Source organism: Burkholderia orbicola (genome assembly GCF_900100915.1).
GTDB classification, from domain to species: Bacteria; Pseudomonadota; Gammaproteobacteria; order Burkholderiales; family Burkholderiaceae; genus Burkholderia; species Burkholderia orbicola.
In genome coordinates this window covers 1,330,272-1,347,204 of sequence record NZ_FNKW01000002.1, presented here as the reverse complement: position 1 = coordinate 1,347,204, position 16,933 = coordinate 1,330,272, and the positions used below count along the sequence as shown (strand labels likewise).

General features: G+C 68.3%; 12 protein-coding genes. 9 read left to right on the top strand and 3 right to left on the bottom strand.

Annotated elements, in window-relative coordinates; all coding sequences use genetic code 11:
* Positions 1-22 precede the first annotated feature (22 nt).
* Entirely contained in the window at positions 23-736 is a 714-nt protein-coding gene (locus BLS50_RS22965; RefSeq protein ID WP_143028363.1) for a hypothetical protein, read from the bottom strand.
* A gap of 277 nt (positions 737-1,013) precedes the next feature.
* Here BLS50_RS22965 and BLS50_RS22960 point away from each other — a divergent pair, with 277 nt between their 5' ends.
* From BLS50_RS22960 to BLS50_RS22940, 5 genes are all read left to right on the top strand, one after another.
* The gene (locus BLS50_RS22960) at positions 1,014-2,984 is read left to right on the top strand and encodes an arylsulfatase (protein WP_074804295.1); all 1,971 of its coding nucleotides are present in this window, start codon (positions 1,014-1,016) and stop codon (positions 2,982-2,984) included.
* A 15-nt stretch (positions 2,985-2,999) separates the two neighbouring features.
* Positions 3,000-4,049: a formylglycine-generating enzyme family protein gene (locus BLS50_RS22955; protein WP_074804293.1), complete on the top strand. Its 1,050-nt coding sequence runs from the start codon at positions 3,000-3,002 to the stop codon at positions 4,047-4,049.
* Positions 4,046-4,858, top strand: a complete 813-nt coding sequence (locus BLS50_RS22950) for a MetQ/NlpA family lipoprotein (protein WP_074804291.1) — start codon at positions 4,046-4,048, stop codon at positions 4,856-4,858. The genes BLS50_RS22955 and BLS50_RS22950 overlap by 4 nt, the downstream gene beginning before the upstream one ends.
* Positions 4,852-5,838, top strand: coding sequence for a YkgJ family cysteine cluster protein (locus BLS50_RS22945; protein WP_074804289.1), 987 nt, complete (start codon positions 4,852-4,854; stop codon positions 5,836-5,838). Before BLS50_RS22950 ends, BLS50_RS22945 begins: the two co-directional genes overlap by 7 nt.
* Positions 5,839-5,903: 65 nt before the next feature.
* Complete coding sequence (locus BLS50_RS22940; RefSeq protein ID WP_074804287.1) at positions 5,904-6,230, top strand: antibiotic biosynthesis monooxygenase family protein; 327 nt, start codon at positions 5,904-5,906, stop codon at positions 6,228-6,230.
* A gap of 10 nt (positions 6,231-6,240) precedes the next feature.
* On the opposite strand, the gene BLS50_RS22935 is transcribed toward BLS50_RS22940, so the two are convergent.
* Positions 6,241-7,137, bottom strand: a complete 897-nt coding sequence (locus BLS50_RS22935; RefSeq protein WP_074804285.1) for a hypothetical protein — start codon at positions 7,135-7,137, stop codon at positions 6,241-6,243.
* A gap of 155 nt (positions 7,138-7,292) precedes the next feature.
* Positions 7,293-8,225: a LysR family transcriptional regulator gene (locus BLS50_RS22930; protein WP_012338709.1), complete on the bottom strand. Its 933-nt coding sequence runs from the start codon at positions 8,223-8,225 to the stop codon at positions 7,293-7,295.
* Positions 8,226-8,431: 206 nt separating this feature from the next.
* Here BLS50_RS22930 and BLS50_RS22920 point away from each other — a divergent pair, with 206 nt between their 5' ends.
* From BLS50_RS22920 to pdeR, 4 genes are all read left to right on the top strand, one after another.
* Positions 8,432-9,205 carry a putative hydro-lyase gene (locus tag BLS50_RS22920; protein WP_074804280.1) on the top strand — a complete coding sequence of 258 codons (774 nt, stop codon included), beginning with the start codon at positions 8,432-8,434 and terminating at the stop codon, positions 9,203-9,205.
* Between the two features lie 86 nt (positions 9,206-9,291).
* Positions 9,292-10,590, top strand: a complete 1,299-nt coding sequence (locus BLS50_RS22915) for an MFS transporter (RefSeq protein WP_006479741.1) — start codon at positions 9,292-9,294, stop codon at positions 10,588-10,590.
* A 128-nt stretch (positions 10,591-10,718) separates the two neighbouring features.
* A complete protein-coding gene (locus BLS50_RS22910) occupies positions 10,719-14,357 on the top strand; it encodes a hydantoinase B/oxoprolinase family protein (protein WP_074804277.1) in 3,639 nt (1,212 codons plus the stop codon).
* A 570-nt stretch (positions 14,358-14,927) separates the two neighbouring features.
* Positions 14,928-16,931 carry a cyclic di-GMP phosphodiesterase gene (gene pdeR, locus BLS50_RS22905; RefSeq protein WP_074804275.1) on the top strand — a complete coding sequence of 668 codons (2,004 nt, stop codon included), beginning with the start codon at positions 14,928-14,930 and terminating at the stop codon, positions 16,929-16,931.
* Positions 16,932-16,933 lie beyond the last annotated feature (2 nt).

Sequence of the window (16,933 nt, the reverse complement as noted above, 5' to 3'; positions counted from 1 at the left end):
GCGTGCCGCGGCGAGGAAGGTGCTACGTGTTCTTTCCCGCTGTCTCCAACGTTCGCCGCAACAACGCCAGTTCGATCAGCTCGAGTTGGTACACGAAGCGCGACTGGACCCGCTTCAGCATCATCGAGCCGACGGACAGGCCGAAGACGAGCGCGATACCCCAGAGAATCGCCGTGTTGATGAAGTTTCCGAAGACGAGTCCGCTCGCCAGCGTGTTCCTCAGCCACGGCAATCCGCCCGCATCCTTGATGTTGGTGAACGTGATGGCAAGAAGTGCATAGGCCGCCGCGCCGCTGCCAAAAAATGAGACGACGCGCGAATCGAGGCGGTTCACCTTGATCTGTAGGCAATGCTGCGCGTATTTGAGAGTGTTGTCGGCATAGCTGTTCAGAAATCGGGCGTTCATCTCGTCGGTTTCTATCTCGCGCGTGAGGGTATCGAGCGCTTCTTGTTTCCAGCGAAACATCTGGATGACACCGACGATGGGTTCGACAACGAGAGAGAGCAAGCTGAGAACCACGGTCAATGTATAGAGCGTGATTGCTGGAATCATCTGCCACTCGGCGGCCGCCAGTTTGCGCCACCCCACCAACATGAGGAGTAGCAGGAAGCAGACGCCGCTACCACCAAGCAGAAGCGTCGAAGCCTTCCGCGCTCGCTCGACCGACAGCGCTTTCCTGGGCCGATAAGGCTCGCACGTATCGAGGGTTTTCAGTAGTTCCTTGATTTTCAGCATGAAGTATCCGATGAAGATTCCAGGGTTGGACGGCATGCCCGCATGATGTTTTCAAGCGACAGCAACATGCGGCCGCGCGCTTTAACGACGGCGCGCGACAGGATTATGGGTCCGGGATGCCTATTCCTATCGCGATATTCGGATTGGAAAGCGCGGGCAAGCACATGCTGTCTGAGGCGCATATTCCCCCACCCCGTTAGCATGTGACGAATCCGACTTTGGGCGCCGCGCGAGCGACGCTAAGATCGCCGATCCCGTAGATCGAGCGTCAACAATAATGAAAAAGTCCGCGTCGCCGTTGCATGCTTTTCGTTTCCGTGTCGTCTGCGCCGCGATTGCCGGCGCGGTGTCGCTCGCGTCGTGCGGCGGCGTCGACAGCGACGCGCCGCCGTCGCAGGCCGGCGTCACGCCGACGCCTACCCCGACCCAGGCCGCGAAACGCCCGAACATCCTGTACATCATGGCCGACGATCTCGGCTATTCCGACATCCATGCGTTCGGCGGCGAGATCAACACGCCGAACCTCGATGCGCTCGTCGCATCGGGCCGCATCCTGTCGAATCACCACACGGGCACCGTCTGCGCGATCACGCGCGCGATGCTGGTGTCCGGCACCGATCACCATCTCGTCGGCGAAGGCACGATGGGCGTGCCGACCGACGAGCGGCGCGGGCTGCCCGGCTACGAGGGTTACCTGAACGATCGCGCGCTGTCGTTCGCGCAACTGCTGAAGGACGCCGGCTATCACACGTATATCGCGGGCAAGTGGCACATCGGCTCGGGCATCGTCGGCAGTGCGACGGGCAGCGGGCAGACGCCCGACCAGTGGGGCTTCGAGCGCAGCTACGTGCTGCTCGGCGGCGCGGCGACGAACCACTTCGCGCACGAGCCGGCCGGCTCGTCGAACTACACGGAAGACGGCCGCTACGTGCAGCCGGGCCAGCCCGGGCAGCCGGGCGGCACGGGTGGTAGCCCGGCCGTGTTCTATTCGACCGATTTCTATACGCAGAAGCTGATCTCGTACATCGATGCGAACAAGCAGGACGGCAAGCCGTTCTTCGCGTACGCGGCCTACACGTCGCCGCACTGGCCGCTGCAGGTGCCCGATCCGTGGCTGCACAAATACGCGGGCGTATACGACGCCGGCTACGATGCGATCCGCAACGCGCGGATCGCGCGGCAGAAGGTGCTCGGCCTGATTCCGGCCGATTTCAAGCCGTTCGACGGGCTGCCCGAGACGACGGTCGCCTCGCCCGCGACCGCGAACAACGGCACGGCCAGCGCGAAGTACATCAACGCGGTGCATTCGGCCGCCGACGGCTACAGCGACTACGGCCCCGGCAAGGTCGACAAGCTTTGGTCGAGCCTGTCGCCGGCCGAGCGCAAGGCGCAGGCGCGCTACATGGAGATCTACGCGGGGATGGTCGAGAACCTCGACTACAACATCGGCCTGCTGATCCAGCACCTGAAGGACATCGGCGAATACGACAACACGTTCATCATGTTCCAGTCGGACAACGGCGCGGAAGGCTGGCCGATCGATTCCGGCGCCGACCCGACCGCCACCGACACCGCGAACGCGCAGGAGCCGACCTATTCGGCGCTCGGCACCGACAACGGCAGGCAGAATGCGCAGCGCCTGCAGTACGGGCTGCGCTGGGCGGAAGTGAGCGCGGCGCCGTTCCGGCTTACGAAGGGCTATTCGGGCGAAGGCGGCGTGTCGACGCCGACGATCGTGCACCTGCCGGGCCAGTCACAGGCGTTGCCGACGCTGCGCGCGTTCACGCACGTGACCGACAACACGGCGACGTTCCTCGCGGTCGCGGGCGTCACGCCGCCGTCGCAGCCGGCGCCGCCGCTGGTGAACACGCTGACGGGCGTCGACCAGAACAAGGGCAAGGTGGTTTACAACAACCGCTACGTGTATCCGGTCACGGGCCAGTCGCTGCTGCCGGTGCTTACCGGCTCGGCGACGGGCGAAGTGCACACGACACCGTTCGGCGACGAAGCGTACGGCCGCGCGTATCTGCGCAGCGCCGACGGCCGCTGGAAGGCATTGTGGACCGAGCCGCCGCTCGGCCCGCTCGACGGTCACTGGCAGCTGTACGACCTCGCGTCGGATCGCGGCGAGACGACCGACGTGTCCGCGCAGAACCCGTCGGTGATCGGCACGCTGGTCGACCAGTGGAAGACCTACATGGGCAACGTCGGCGGCGTCGAACCGCTGCGTCCGCGCGGCTACTACTGATCGCGGGGCGACACGATGCGGTTGCGTTTCTGGACGATCGGCGCGGCGCTGGCCGCCACGCTGTTCGCCGCCGCGTTCGCGGCGGGCTATGCGAATCCGGCGGCGCCGGCGGACGGCGCGTTCGACGACCAGAATCGCGGCCGCGCGCTCGCGCCGCTCGGTTCGGAGCGCGCGTGCGAACGCTATTCGGGGCTGCCGTCGAAGTGGCGTGACGACCCGCAGGCCGGGATGGTGCACCTGCGCGGCGGCGCGTTCGTGTTCGGCAGCACGCGCGGCTATGCGGACGAGCGCCCGGTCGGCGACGGCAAGACGCGCGTCGGCGGCTTCTGGATCGACCAGACCGACGTGACGATCGCGCAGTTCGCCGCGTTCGTGCAGGCCACCGGTTACGTGACCGAGGCCGAGCAGCAGGGCGGCGCGGCGGTGTTTCATGTACCCACGCGCGACGAGTTGAACGCGCGCGACCTCGCGTGGTGGTCGTGGGTGAAGGGCGCGTCGTGGCGACATCCGCGCGGTCCGGGCAGCGACGTGGAAGGGCTCGGCAACCTGCCGGTGACGCTCGTCACGCAGCGCGATGCGCTCGCGTATGCGCGCTGGCTCGGCCGCGACCTGCCGACCGAGGCCGAATGGGAATACGCGGGCAAGGCGGGCCGCGACGACGCATCGCTCGATGCGGCGCCGCGCGATGCGCAGGGCAAGCCGGCCGCGAACTACTGGCAGGGCGCATTTCCGGTGCTGGACTCGGCCGAGGATGGCCATGCCGGATTGGCGCCCGTCGGCTGCTATGCGGCGAACGGCTTTCGTCTTTACGACATGATCGGCAACGCATGGGAATGGACGAAGGACGCGTACACGGGCCCGCATCAGTCGCACACGAACGGCGATACGGCGGCCGTCGCGCCGCCGACGCGCCGGCACGATACGCCGATGGTGATCAAGGGCGGTTCGTTCCTGTGCTCGCGAGACTACTGCGTGCGCTATCGCGCATCGTCGCGCGAACAGCAGGAAGCCGATCTCGGCGCGTCGCACATCGGCTTTCGCACGATCCTGAGGGACGCGTCATGACGGCGCGCATCGGGCGTTTCATGGCGGCGTGGCTGCTGGCTGCATGCGGCGTCGTGCTTCACGGCGCGGCAGTGGCTGCCGAAGCCGCGGCGCCGGCCGTGCGCGTCGGCGTCACACGCGGCGTGCATGCGCAGATCCTCGACGAAGTGAAGCGGGTGGCGGCCGCGCGCGGGCTGAGCGTCGACGTCGTCGAATTCGACGATGCATCGCGCATCGACACGGCGCTGGCCGACAGGCGGATCGACGCGGCCAGCTTCGAGGATGCGCAACAGCTTGCCGCGACCCGTGCGCGCAAGCGGTACGCGCTGACCGAAGTCGCGCCGACCGTCACGCTGCCGATGGCGTTCTATTCGCGCAAGCTGAAGAACCTGAACGAACTGCAACCCGGCGCGACGGTCGCGTTGCCCGCCGATCCGCGCGGGATGGCGCGTGCGCTCGTGCTGCTGCAGAACGACACGCTGGTGACGCTGCGCGAAAAAGCCGGCCTGCATGCGACGCTGCGCGACGTGACCGGCAACCGGCTCGGGCTGAAATTCGTCGCGCTGCGCCGCGACCGGCTTTACGCGGCGCTCGACACGGCCGCGTTCGTCGCGATCGACAGCGATGACGCGGCCCGCTTCGGACTGCAGCCCGCGCGCGACAGCATCAGCCTCGAGGACGCCCGCTCGCCGTATGCGAACGTGCTCACGGTGCGCGATGCCGATCGCGCGAAGCCGTGGGTCGCGCAGCTCGTCGCCGCGTATCACTCGGACGACGTCGCGCGCTTCATCCTCACGCGCTACCAGGATTCGGTGCGGCGGCCGTGGTAGACACCTACCTGCTCGCGTGCAACGCGTGCGGCCGCTGCTGCAACAGCGCACCGACGCTGTCGTTGCGCGAACTGTTCCGGCATCGGCATCGCTTCGTCGGCGCGTTGACGATTCGCCGCGTGCCGAAGCGGCGGATCGGCGAACGCTGGCAGGCGGGCGGGCGCGGGCATGTGCTCGACGCGGCCGACGTCGCCGCGGCCGACGCGCTGGCGGACCGGCTGTTCCATCGCGGCGGCGGCGTGCAGGGCGAATGGCTCGCGCTGACGCTGCAAGGCTACGACTATCCGTCGCTGGGCCGTTGCGCGGCGCTGGCCGACGATGGCCGCTGCGGCGTGCATGCGAACAAGCCTTCGATCTGCGGCGCGGTGCCGCTCGATCCGATGCTGCCCGACCGGTTGCAGGCCCGCGTGCTCGCGGCACGGCGCGACGATGCGGCGTGGCTGGGCGCGAACTGCATCGTCGAAGCGGGGCATGTGCGGTCTGCCGATGAATCGGTGTTTCCGATTCCGCTGGTGACGGCCGGGCAGGTCGCGGATCGCGCGGCGCTCGACGCGCATCGCGAGGCGCTCGTGTTCGAGCGCGCGGTGTGGCGCGACGCCGTGTTCGCGTCGCTGGCCGACGGCGGGCCGGGGGTGAGCCATGCGCTGTCGCGGCTGGCGCCCGGCGGCTACCTGACCGTGTCGATCGTGCCGGTCCTGCTGGCCGTCGCGCAGGTTTCCGCGCATTGCCGCGCGCTGTGCGTCGACTTCATCGACTCTCAGCTCGCATTGATCGGCGCGAACGTCGAAGCGGCGCTCGCGCGCCGACATGCCGCCGACCGGCCCGCGACGCACGAATTGCGCGGCTTCGCGCAGGCGCTGGGACGGGCGCGACAAGCGCTCGCGGCGATGCCGGTACCGGCAGCCACCGCGCATGAAGATGCGCCACGCATCGACGCGTGGCTCGACGATCGCGCCGACGCCGCGCCACTCGCCGCCTGACGCTCGCGATACGCCGCGTGTGCCGTACACTTGGCGCTCTTTCAATCGTGGCAGAGCGAGCAGGCATGTACGCATCGACCTTCATTTTCCGTGCCGGGCAGTACGACGACGAATTCCATCGGCTCGATCGGCAGATCGCCGACATGGCGCGTGCGACGCCCGGCTATCTCGGCGAGGAAACGTGGGAGAACGCGGACGCCGGCCTGATCCAGAACGTCTATTACTGGGAATCCGAGGCGGCGCTGCGGCAGTTGATGCAGCATCCCGCGCATCTCGAGGCCAAGGCGAAGCAGGCGCGCTGGCTGGACGGGTATCGCGTCGTGATTTCGCAGGTGCTTCGCGAGTATGGCGACGGCAAGCTGACACCGCCGCATGCGGGGCCATCCGCGTAACGGTTGCCGGTCAGGCGGTCGCGCCGGTTTCTCCCGGCGTGGCTGGTTCTCCCGCCGCGCGCGCCCAGATCGGGAACGTCGCGTTCTGGATCGACGTCTGCGCGTCGATGACCTTGCGGTGATCGATGCCGGGCAGGTCGAGCAGCCGGTCGACCGCTGCCTTCGCGCCTTCGGCATCCTGCGGAAAGGCACACGCGAACTGCTTGTTCGTATCGAACAGAATCCACCAGATATCCGACGCGAACGGGCCTTGGTCGTTGGTCTCGATCATGATCGCGCCGAGGTCGGACAGCGCGATGCCGCGCATCGCCCCGGTCCCGTCGGTCGCTTCGATGCGCGTATCGGTTGCCGTCACGGTCCAGCCGCTTTGCCGGGCAAGCGGTCGGGGCGATGACGGCGCGGCATCCGGTCGGGCCGGGCTGCCGGTGACTGCGCCAGTGCCGGTGCCGGTCGGCACGGCCCCAGCCGCGGCACCGACGCCGAGGCCCGGCGCCCCGTCATCCTGCGAACCGCGCCCATCGATCCACGGCAGCGCGGCGGCACCCACCATCACCGCCATCCATAAGTAGTACCCGGCCCCGAACGTGCGGATCGTTTCGTAGTTCGCATCGGTCGGGACCGTATGCCACCCGAGCGCGAAGACCACGACCACGGCCAGCAGCGCGGATACGGTACGGCTGGGCCTGAGCAGCGCGACGACGAGCAGCGGGTTACCGAGCCATGCGAATTGCAGGTCGAGGATCGCGAGCGGGCCGAGCACGAGCACGGTGTAGCCATGCCACCAGCTCACCGCGCCGGCCGCGTTCGGCGGTTCGGCCGCGACGGGCAGCAGCAGCGACGCGACATACAGCGCGACGATCACGACGCGTGCGAGGTTCAGGCGGGGCGAAGCGGAACGAATCTGCATGTTGCCTTCTCGTGGTGCACGATCATGCGAAGCGACGAATGCCGGGCGGCCGGGCCGTCATTCACGGTGCGCGGCGCCGATGCGGCGACGCGTCGAACGCGATTGTGGGCGATTCATGCGGCGATGTCGAACGCGCGTCGTCCGCCGCTGCAAGGTCAAAGCGCTTCGACCAGCAACCGCGTGCTCTTCTCGCAATACTCGTGACATGCTGCACGCGCCGCGATCGACGCGCCGTGCACGAACCGCGGCGCGTCCGCCCGCCGCGACATCGACACGACGATCGACGGTGGCGATGGCTGCAGCGGCAGCTCGACGACTTCGCCGCTTTCGATCAATGCATCGACGAACAGCACCGGAATCGCGGCGACGCCGAAGCCGTCACGCACCAGCTGCACGATCACCGAGATCGACGGCGAGCCGGTGATGCGCGTCTCCGACAGCGGCACGCCGTGCGCATGCGCGAGCGTGCGGACGATGTCCTCCAGCGCGCGATGGGGCGCGGTGCCGCGGCCGTAGGTGAGGATCGGCTGGCGCAGCACCTGGCGTGCGAGGCCCGCGCGGGTATTCGGCAGCAGCCCGGCGCGCGCGATCCAGCGCACCGGGTAGTTCGCGAGCGCGTCGCACACGACCGACGCCTCGTCGCTGCCTTCCACACGGATGATCAGGTCGAGCTCGCCGGCCATCAGCCGGCGTTGCAGCACGACGCTGACGTCGACGGTCAGGTCGATCTCGAGCTCGGGATAGTCGGCCGCGAGCCGCCGCATGTAGTGCGGCAGCCAGCTGTGCACGACCGTCTCGATCACGCCGAGCCGCAGCTTGCCGCGCAGCGCACTCTCGCCGGACGCGGCGGCCTGCAGTTCCTGCGTCGCCTCGACCACGGCTTTTGCATAGCCGAGCAGGTATTCGCCGTTCGGCGTGAGCCGGAATTCGCGGCTGTCGCGATCGACGAGTACCGTATGCAGTTCGTCCTCGAGCGCCTTCAGGCGCTGCGAGATCGCGGCCGGCGTCGCGTGCAGCGCCGCCGCGGTCGTGCGGAAGTTGCGCAGCTTCGCGAGCGTGACGAAGGTTTCGAGAAAACGCGTGTTCATGGCGGTCGGGCGAGGCAGTGGATGCGCAGCTTGCCGGCGACGAAAAGTGAACGGGACCGGGGAAAACCCGCAGATCCGTTAAGAAATTCTATACAACAGGCGCAAAAAAACTCGTTGGCGACAAAATTTTTTCCTTTCTATTCTTCGCCCTATCCGATGACACATCACCGTCATCGCCACGCCATCCCGATCTGCGACCGACTCTCATGACGCCTTCCGAATTCCGTCAATCCGTGCGCCACGGCGCGTTCCGCGGCCCGACCGCCGGCCATTGCGGCCCGTTTGCCCAGGCGAACCTGGCGATCCTGCCCGACGCGTACGCGCACGATTTCCTGCGCTTCTGCCAGGCGAACCCGAAGGCCTGCCCGCTGCTGGGCGTCGGCGAACCGGGTGCGTTCCGGATCGATGCGCTCGGCGACGATCTCGACATCCGCACCGACGTGCCGAGCTACAACGTCTATCGGGACGGCCGCCTGACCGAGCGCGTCGAGTCGCTCGACGCGCTGTGGCGCGACGATTTCGTCGTATTCGCGATCGGCTGCTCGTTCTCGTTCGAGGACATGCTCGCCCGCGAAGGGATCGGGCTGCGCCACGTCGAGGAGGGGCGCAACGTGCCGATGTACCGCACGTCGATCGCGAACCGCCGCGCGGGGATCTTCGGCGGCCAGCTGGTCGTGTCGATGCGGCCGCTGCGCGGCGCCGACGCGATCCGCGCGGTGCAGATCACGAGCCGGTTCCCGGGCGTGCACGGCGCGCCGATCCATATCGGCGATCCGCGGGAACTCGGCATCGAGGATCTGAACGCGCCCGAATTCGGCGACGCGGTGACGATTCGCGACGGCGAGCTGCCGGTGTTCTGGGCATGCGGCGTGACGCCGCAAACCGCGCTGATGGACGCGAAGCTGCCGATCGCGATCGCGCATACGCCCGGCCACATGCTGATGACCGACATCACGAATGCCTCGCTGGCCGTGTTCTGACCTGGCCGGCCCACCCGTAAGCGACGTACAGACGACACACCGCACCCCACGCCATTGGATCGGCGCATAACGACAGGAGTACCACCATGGAAAGCAAGACCCTCGCGGCGCCCGCCGCCGAGCCCGCGAGCCGCGAGCGCACCGGCCTGTTCTCGTGGTACGCGGATGCGCAGCCGCGCGAACGCCGCGCGTTCTGGAGCTGCAAGGTCGGCTACATGCTCGACGGGATGGACACGCAGATGCTGTCGTTCGTGATCCCGACGCTCGTCGCGACCTGGGGCATCTCGCTCGCCGACGCGGGCTTCATCGGCACGATCACGCTGCTCGCGTCGGCGCTCGGCGGCTGGATCGCCGGCATCCTGTCCGACCGGATCGGCCGCGTGCGCACGCTGCAGCTCACGGTGCTGTGGTTCGCGGTGTTCACCGCGCTGTGCGGGCTCGCGCAGAACTACCACCAGCTGGTCGCGGCGCGCGCGCTGATGGGCTTCGGCTTCGGCGGCGAATGGACGGCCGGCGCGGTGCTGATCGGCGAAGTGATCCGCGCGCGCGACCGCGGCAGGGCGGTCGGCCTCGTGCAGTCGGGCTGGGCGATCGGCTGGGGGCTGTGCGCGCTGCTGTATGCGCTGCTGTTCTCGGTGCTGCCGGCCGAGCAGGCGTGGCGCGCGCTGTTCCTGGTCGGGCTCGCACCCGCGCTGCTGGTCGTCGCGATCCGCCGCTACGTGAAGGAGCCGGACGTCTACGAGAAGGAGAAGGCCGCGCAGGCGAAAGTGGCCGACGCGCCGCGCCTCACCGAGATCTTCGCGCCGAAGCTGATCACGACGACGCTGCGCGCGGCGCTGCTGACGACCGGCGCGCAGGGCGGCTACTACGCGATCACGACGTGGCTGCCGACCTTCCTGAAGACCGAGCGGCACCTGACGGTGATGGGCACCGGCGGCTATCTCGCGATGATCATCTTCGGCTCGTGGGTCGGCTACCTGACGAGTGCGTACCTGACCGACCGCCTCGGCCGCAAGCCGAACTTCATCCTGTTCGCGGTCGGCTCGATGGTGATCGCGTTCGCGTACACGTCGCTGAACCTGACCAACGCGTCGATGCTGTGGCTCGGCTTCCCGCTCGGCTTCTTCGCATCGGGCATCTTCTCGGGGATGGGCGCGTTCCTCACCGAGCTGTTCCCGACCCGCGTGCGCGGTTCAGGCCAGGGCTTCTGCTACAACGTGGGCCGCGCGATCGGTGCGCTGTTCCCGTTCCTGATCGGCGCGCTGTCGAAGCAATACGGGCTCGGCACGAGCATCGGCATCTTCGCGGTCGCCGCCTACGGCGTGGTGATCGTCGCCGCGCTGACGCTGCCCGAGACCCGCGGCCGCGAACTCGACGCCGCCTGACCGGCGGCAGCGGCGGGGCCGCCGGCCCCGCGTTTTTCCTCCCCTTTCATCGACACCGTGACACGGCGCGCGACGCGCGCCGTGCGGCGGCGCTCGTCCCTCGAATCAACGACGCATCGACCGACACCATGACTGACCGACACCTTTCCCCCGTTCCCTCCGACACCGCGCGCTGGCAATTCTGGATCGACCGCGGCGGCACGTTCACCGACATCGTCGCGCGGCGGCCCGACGGCACGCTCGTCACGCACAAGCTGCTGTCGGAGAACCCCGAGCAGTACCGCGACGCGGCCGTGGCCGGCATCCGCCACCTGCTCGGCCTCGCGGCCGGCGAGCCGATCACGCCCGCGCAGGTCGACATGGTGAAGATGGGCACGACGGTCGCGACCAACGCGTTGCTCGAACGCAAGGGCGAACGTACCGCGCTGGCCACGACGCGCGGTTTTCGCGACGTGCTGCGCATCGCTTACCAGAACCGGCCGCGCCTGTTCGATCTCGACATCGTGCTGCCCGACGCGCTGTACGAGACGGTCGTCGAGATCGACGAGCGCGTCGGTGCGCACGGCGACGTGGTCGTGCCGCTCGACGTTCAGGGGGCCGAAGCGTCGTTGCGCCGCGTGTTCGACAACGGAGTGCGTGCGCTCGCGATCGTGCTGATCCACGGCTATCGCTACACCGCGCACGAACGGATGGTGGCGGAACTCGCGCGCCGCATCGGCTTCACGCAGGTGTCAGTGTCGCACGAGGTGTCGCCGCTGATGAAGATGGTGTCGCGCGGCGATACGACCGTGGTCGACGCCTACCTGTCGCCGATCCTGCGCCGCTATGTCGAGCAGGTCGCGCACGAGATGCCGGGCGTGAACCTGCAGTTCATGCAGAGCAGCGGCGGCCTCACGCGCGCCGATGCGTTCCAGGGCAAGGACGCGATCCTGTCGGGCCCGGCCGGCGGCATCGTCGGGATGGTGCGTGCGGCGCGCGCGGCCGGCTTCGGCCAGGTGATCGGCTTCGACATGGGCGGCACGTCGACCGACGTGTCGCACTACAACGGCGAATTCGAGCGCGAATTCGAGACGCAGGTGGCCGGTGTGCGGATGCGCGCGCCGATGATGAGCATCCACACGGTCGCGGCCGGCGGCGGCTCGGTGCTGGGGTTCGACGGCGCGCGGCTGCGCGTCGGGCCCGAATCGGCCGGCGCGAACCCGGGGCCGGCCGCGTACCGGCGCGGCGGCCCGCTGACGGTGACCGACTGCAACGTGATGCTCGGCAAGATCCAGCCCGATCATTTCCCGCGCGTGTTCGGCCCGCATGCGGACCAGCCGCTCGACCGCGACGGCGTGGTCGCGAAGTTCGCGGCGCTCGCCGACGAGATCCACGCGGCGACCGGCCGGCGCGAGACGCCCGAGGCGCTCGCCGAAGGGTTCCTGGAGATCGCGATCGGCAGCATGGCGAACGCGATCAAGAAGATTTCCGTGCAGCGCGGCCACGACGTGTCGCGCTACGTGCTGACGACGTTCGGCGGCGCGGGCGGCCAGCACGCGTGCGGCGTGGCCGATGCGCTCGGGATGACGCAGGTGTTCGCGCATCCGCTCGCCGGCGTGCTGTCCGCATACGGGATGGGGCTGGCCGACCAGACCGCGATGCGCGAGCGCGCGGTGGAAGCCGTGTTGTCCGACGCATCGCTGCCGGCGCTGAACGCGGCGCTCGACCGGCTCGCCGACGAGGCCATCGGCGCACTGCTCGAACAGGGCGTGCCGCCGGAGCGGATCGCGACCGAGCGGCGCGTGCACCTGCGCTACCAGGGCACCGATTCGGCGCTCGACGTGCCGGCCGGCAGCGTCGCCGCGATGCAGCAGGCGTTCGAGGCCGCGTACCGGCAGCGCTACGCGTTCCTGATGCCCGGCACGCCGCTGGTGGCCGAACTCGCGTCGGTCGAGGCGATCGGCCGCTCGGACGCGCCGGTCGACATCGCGCCGCTCGCGCCGCGCGAAGCGGGCGCGGCGCCGCAAGCGCACGCGGCCGTGCGCTTTTATTCCGGCGGCCAGTGGCACGACGCGGCGCTGGTCGTACGCGACACGCTGCGCGCCGGCGACACGATCGACGGCCCGGCGATCGTCGCGGAGCAGAACGGCACGACCGTCGTCGAGCCCGGCTGGCGCGCCGCGATGACCGCCCAGGGCAACCTCGTGCTGACGCGCACGACGTCGCTGCCGACGCGCCGCTCGCTCGGCACCGATGCCGACCCGGTGCGGCTCGAGATCTTCAACAACCTGTTCATGTCGATCGCCGAGCAGATGGGGCTGCGGCTGCAGAACACTGCGTACTCGGTGAACATCAAGGAGCGGCTCGACTTCTCGTGCGCGATCTTCGACGGCGACGGCAACCTGATCGCGAACGCGCCGCACATGCCCGTGCACCTCGGCTCGATGGGCGAGAGCATCCGCACGGTGATCGAGCGCAACCGCGGCCGCATGCGCGACGGCGACGTGTTCATGCTGAACGATCCGTACCACGGCGGCACGCACCTGCCGGACGTGACCGTCATCACGCCGGTGTTCGCGGACGGCTCGGACGCGCCGCTGTTCTACGTCGGCTCGCGCGGCCACCACGCGGACATCGGCGGCACGACGCCGGGCTCGATGCCGCCCGATTCGACGCACATCGACGAGGAAGGCGTGCTGATCGACAACTGGCAGCTCGTGTCGGCCGGCGTGCTGCGCGACGCCGACACGCGCGCGCTGCTCGCATCGGGCCGCTACCCGGCGCGCAACGTCGACCAGAACATGGCCGACCTGCGCGCGCAGGTCGCGGCGAACCAGAAGGGCGTCGACGAGCTGCGCCGGATGGTCGCGCAGTTCGGCCGCGACGTCGTGCTCGCGTTCATGGGGCACGTGCAGGACAACGCGGAAGAAGCCGTGCGGCGCGTGATCGGCGCGCTGCAGGATGGCGCGTACCGCTACCCGCTCGACAACGGCGCGGAGATTCGCGTCGCGATCCGCGTGGATCGTGCGGCGCGGTGCGCGGAGATCGATTTCACCGGCACGTCCGCGCAGCTCGACAACAACTTCAACGCGCCGAAGGCCGTCTGCATGGCCGCGGTGCTGTACGTGTTCCGCACGCTGGTCGGCGACGACATTCCGCTGAACGCCGGCTGCCTGAAGCCGCTGACCGTGATCGTGCCGGCCCGCTCGATGCTGAACCCCGACTACCCGGCGGCCGTCGTGTCGGGCAACGTCGAGACGTCGTCGGCGATCACCAACGCGCTGTACGGCGCGCTCGGCTGCGTCGCGTCGAGCCAGGGAACGATGAACAACTTCACATTCGGTAACCATCAGTACCAGTACTACGAGACGATCGCCGGCGGCAGCGGCGCGGGCGACGGCTTCGCGGGCGTCGGCGCGGTGCAGACGCACATGACGAACTCGCGGCTCACCGATCCGGAGGTGCTCGAATGGCGCTACCCGGTACGGCTCGAATCGCACGTGATCCGCGCCGGCTCGGGCGGCGGCGGGCGCTGGCGCGGCGGCGACGGTGCGGTGCGGCGGGTCCGCTTCCTCGAGCCGATGACGGCGTCGATCCTGTCGAACAACCGGATTCACGCGCCGTTCGGCGCGGCGGGCGGCGCGGCCGGCGCGCTCGGCCGCAACACGATCGAGCGGGCGGACGGCACGGTCGAGGTGCTCGACCATATCGGCCGCGCGCAGATGGCACCCGGTGACGTGTTCGTCGTCGAAACGCCGGGCGGCGGCGGCTACGGCGCGGCGGACTGAGCCGCGCATCCGGCTCCCGGCGCGGATGCCCCGCGCCGGGGCGGGCAGAGGATATTGCAACGAACTGTGGAATAAAGCCCGGCATTCACGCGCGAATGGAATCAAAAATGACAAAAATCCGGCGCGCGGTACGCAATTCACCCCCGCCGCGGCGACGCGTTCGAGCATCCGGCCCCTTATCCGTGGATCGGTCATGAACGCCCGCCCGGCGGGGCTTCCGGGCCGTCTGGCCACCCCGGATGCGCGTCGCGTCACCTGCGCATTCGCCGCTGCCAATCATGAAAAATCCGGCTTGCCAATCGAGTCCCGATTCCTTGACACTCTGCTCTAAATGTGAGTGCCAATCCTCATCGTCATTTGATAAGATGGCTCTCATCATTCGTAAGGTGGAACCTGCGCATCACGCGCGAACGCCGGTCGCATCAGCTGGAAACAAGTAACGGGACGAGGCCCGCCGTCACGGCAATCACGGCAGCCCTGCCGGGCACGCGCACTGCGTGGCCCGGGACGGCGGTCGGCCCACTCGCCTCCGTCTACACTATGCGTTTTTTTCTGGATCGGGGCGTGTCCATGGATGACGAAAACGATAGCGCGGTGCTCGAGGCGCATGTCGGTACGCGCAGCCCCTGCTGGCGTCTCGGCAGCGACAGCAACGCGCTCGAACTGGCCGCAGTCCGCGGCCTGACCAACGTCGCGGTCGCGCTGACGGTCGAGCAGGCCGCGCGCATCCGCGCGCTGACCGGCGTCACGTCGCACCTCGTGCTCGACATCGTGCTGTTCGGCAACCCGGTCAGCCTCCATCTCGTCGGCAGGAAGGTCAATACGGTCGACTGGGCCGGCACGGCGTCCGCCTATTCCGATACCGAGTCCGTCGCCGGCGACTTGTCGCACGGGCTCGCGTTCGCCGAGCAGGTCGTGTCCGAAGTGAATTCGCTCGTCGTGATCCTCGACCGCAACGGGATGGTGCAGCGCTTCAACCGCCTGTGCGAGGAAGTGACGGGCAAGCGCGAGGTCGACGTGATCGGCCGCAGCGCGTTCGAGCTGTTCATGAGCCCCGAGCAGGGCGCGCAGTCGCGCAGCAACATCACGGGCTTCTTCGCGAGCAACCAGTCGTTCGCGGTCGAGCGCTACATCAACACGGTCAACGGGCCGCGCCTGTTCCAGTTCCGCAACAAGTTCGTGCAGAGCGGCAGCGGCGTCGACGAGCAGTACCTGATCTGCTCGGGCATCGACATCACCGAGGAGCGCAACGCGCAGCATCGGCTCACCGAGCTCGCGAACACCGACGTGCTCACCGGGCTGCCGAACCGCCATGCGATCAGCGAGCGCATCCACGCGGCGATCGCGGAGGAAGACGCCAATACGCGCGGCCACGTCGGCATCCTGTTCCTCGATCTCGACAACTTCAAGCGCGTCAACGATCACTACGGGCACATCACCGGCGACCGGCTGCTGCAGGACGTGTCGGCGATCATCAGCGGCTGCCTGCCGTCCGGCGCGACGCTCGCGCGGCTCGGCGGCGACGAATTCCTCGTGCTGTTCGAACACGCCACGCGGCCGCTGCTCGAAGCGACCGCGCAGATCATCCTCGAACGGCTGCGCACGCCGATCCATCTCGGGCTGATGGAGGTCTACACGAGCTGCTCGATCGGCATCGCGATGCATCCGCAACACGGCGATTCGCTCGAGACGCTGATCCGCAGCGCCGACACCGCGATGTACGTCGCGAAGGAAGAGGGCAAGCATACGTATCGCGTGTTCTCGCTGGAGATGAACCAGAAGGTCGCGAAGTACATGTGGCTCGACACGAACCTGCGCAAGGCGCTCGAGGAAGAGCAGTTCGTGCTGCACTACCAGCCGGTCGTCGATATCGCGACGGGCGACGTACATGCCGTCGAGGCGCTGATCCGCTGGCAGTCGCCCGATCGCGGGCTCGTCGCGCCGGTCGAGTTCATCCGCTTCGCGGAAGAGTCGGGGCTGATCGCGCCGCTCGGGTGCTGGGTGATGCGCACCGCGGCCGCGCAGGCGGCCGCGTGGAAGGCGAAGGGGCTCGGCGTCCGGATCGCGGTGAACCTGTCCGCGCGGCAGTTGCAGGACATGAACATCGTGCACCAGTTCGCGTCGATTCTCGACGGCGCGGGGCTGAAGCCCGGCCTGCTCGACATCGAGCTGACCGAGAGCTGCTTCATCGAGGACGAGGAGGCGGCCAACGGGCTGATGCGGCAGTTCCGCCAGCTCGGCGCGGAGATCCATCTCGACGATTTCGGCACCGGCTATTCGTCGCTGTCGCAGTTGTCGCGCCTGCCGCTCGACGCGATCAAGCTCGACCGCACCTTCATCACGGCGATCGACCGCAATCCGCGCTCGCAGGCGCTGGTGCGCTCGGTCGTGTCGCTCGCGAAGGCGCTGAATTTCGCGGTGGTCGCGGAAGGCGTCGAAACGCATGCGGAAGCCGAATTCCTCAAGCAGCTCGACGTCGATCATGCGCAGGGCTACTACTACGCGCGGCCGATGCCGGCGCAGGCGTTCGAGGCGTGGCTCGCGGAGACGAGAAAGCTCAGGCTGATCGCCTGAGC

What these genes read in the sequence shown, in the direction of transcription:
- BLS50_RS22955 (WP_074804293.1), top strand. Translation starts at nt 3,000, where the DNA reads ATGCGGTTGCGTTTCTGGACGATCGGCGCGGCGCTGGCCGCCACGCTG.
- BLS50_RS22920 (WP_074804280.1), top strand. Translation starts at nt 8,432, where the DNA reads ATGACGCCTTCCGAATTCCGTCAATCCGTGCGCCACGGCGCGTTCCGC.
- BLS50_RS22960 (WP_074804295.1), top strand. Translation starts at nt 1,014, where the DNA reads ATGAAAAAGTCCGCGTCGCCGTTGCATGCTTTTCGTTTCCGTGTCGTC.
- pdeR (WP_074804275.1), top strand. Translation starts at nt 14,928, where the DNA reads ATGGATGACGAAAACGATAGCGCGGTGCTCGAGGCGCATGTCGGTACG.
- BLS50_RS22930 (WP_012338709.1), bottom strand. Translation starts at nt 8,225, where the DNA reads ATGAACACGCGTTTTCTCGAAACCTTCGTCACGCTCGCGAAGCTGCGC.
- BLS50_RS22910 (WP_074804277.1), top strand. Translation starts at nt 10,719, where the DNA reads ATGACTGACCGACACCTTTCCCCCGTTCCCTCCGACACCGCGCGCTGG.
- BLS50_RS22935 (WP_074804285.1), bottom strand. Translation starts at nt 7,137, where the DNA reads ATGCAGATTCGTTCCGCTTCGCCCCGCCTGAACCTCGCACGCGTCGTG.
- BLS50_RS22940 (WP_074804287.1), top strand. Translation starts at nt 5,904, where the DNA reads ATGTACGCATCGACCTTCATTTTCCGTGCCGGGCAGTACGACGACGAA.
- BLS50_RS22915 (WP_006479741.1), top strand. Translation starts at nt 9,292, where the DNA reads ATGGAAAGCAAGACCCTCGCGGCGCCCGCCGCCGAGCCCGCGAGCCGC.
- BLS50_RS22965 (WP_143028363.1), bottom strand. Translation starts at nt 736, where the DNA reads ATGCTGAAAATCAAGGAACTACTGAAAACCCTCGATACGTGCGAGCCT.
- BLS50_RS22950 (WP_074804291.1), top strand. Translation starts at nt 4,046, where the DNA reads ATGACGGCGCGCATCGGGCGTTTCATGGCGGCGTGGCTGCTGGCTGCA.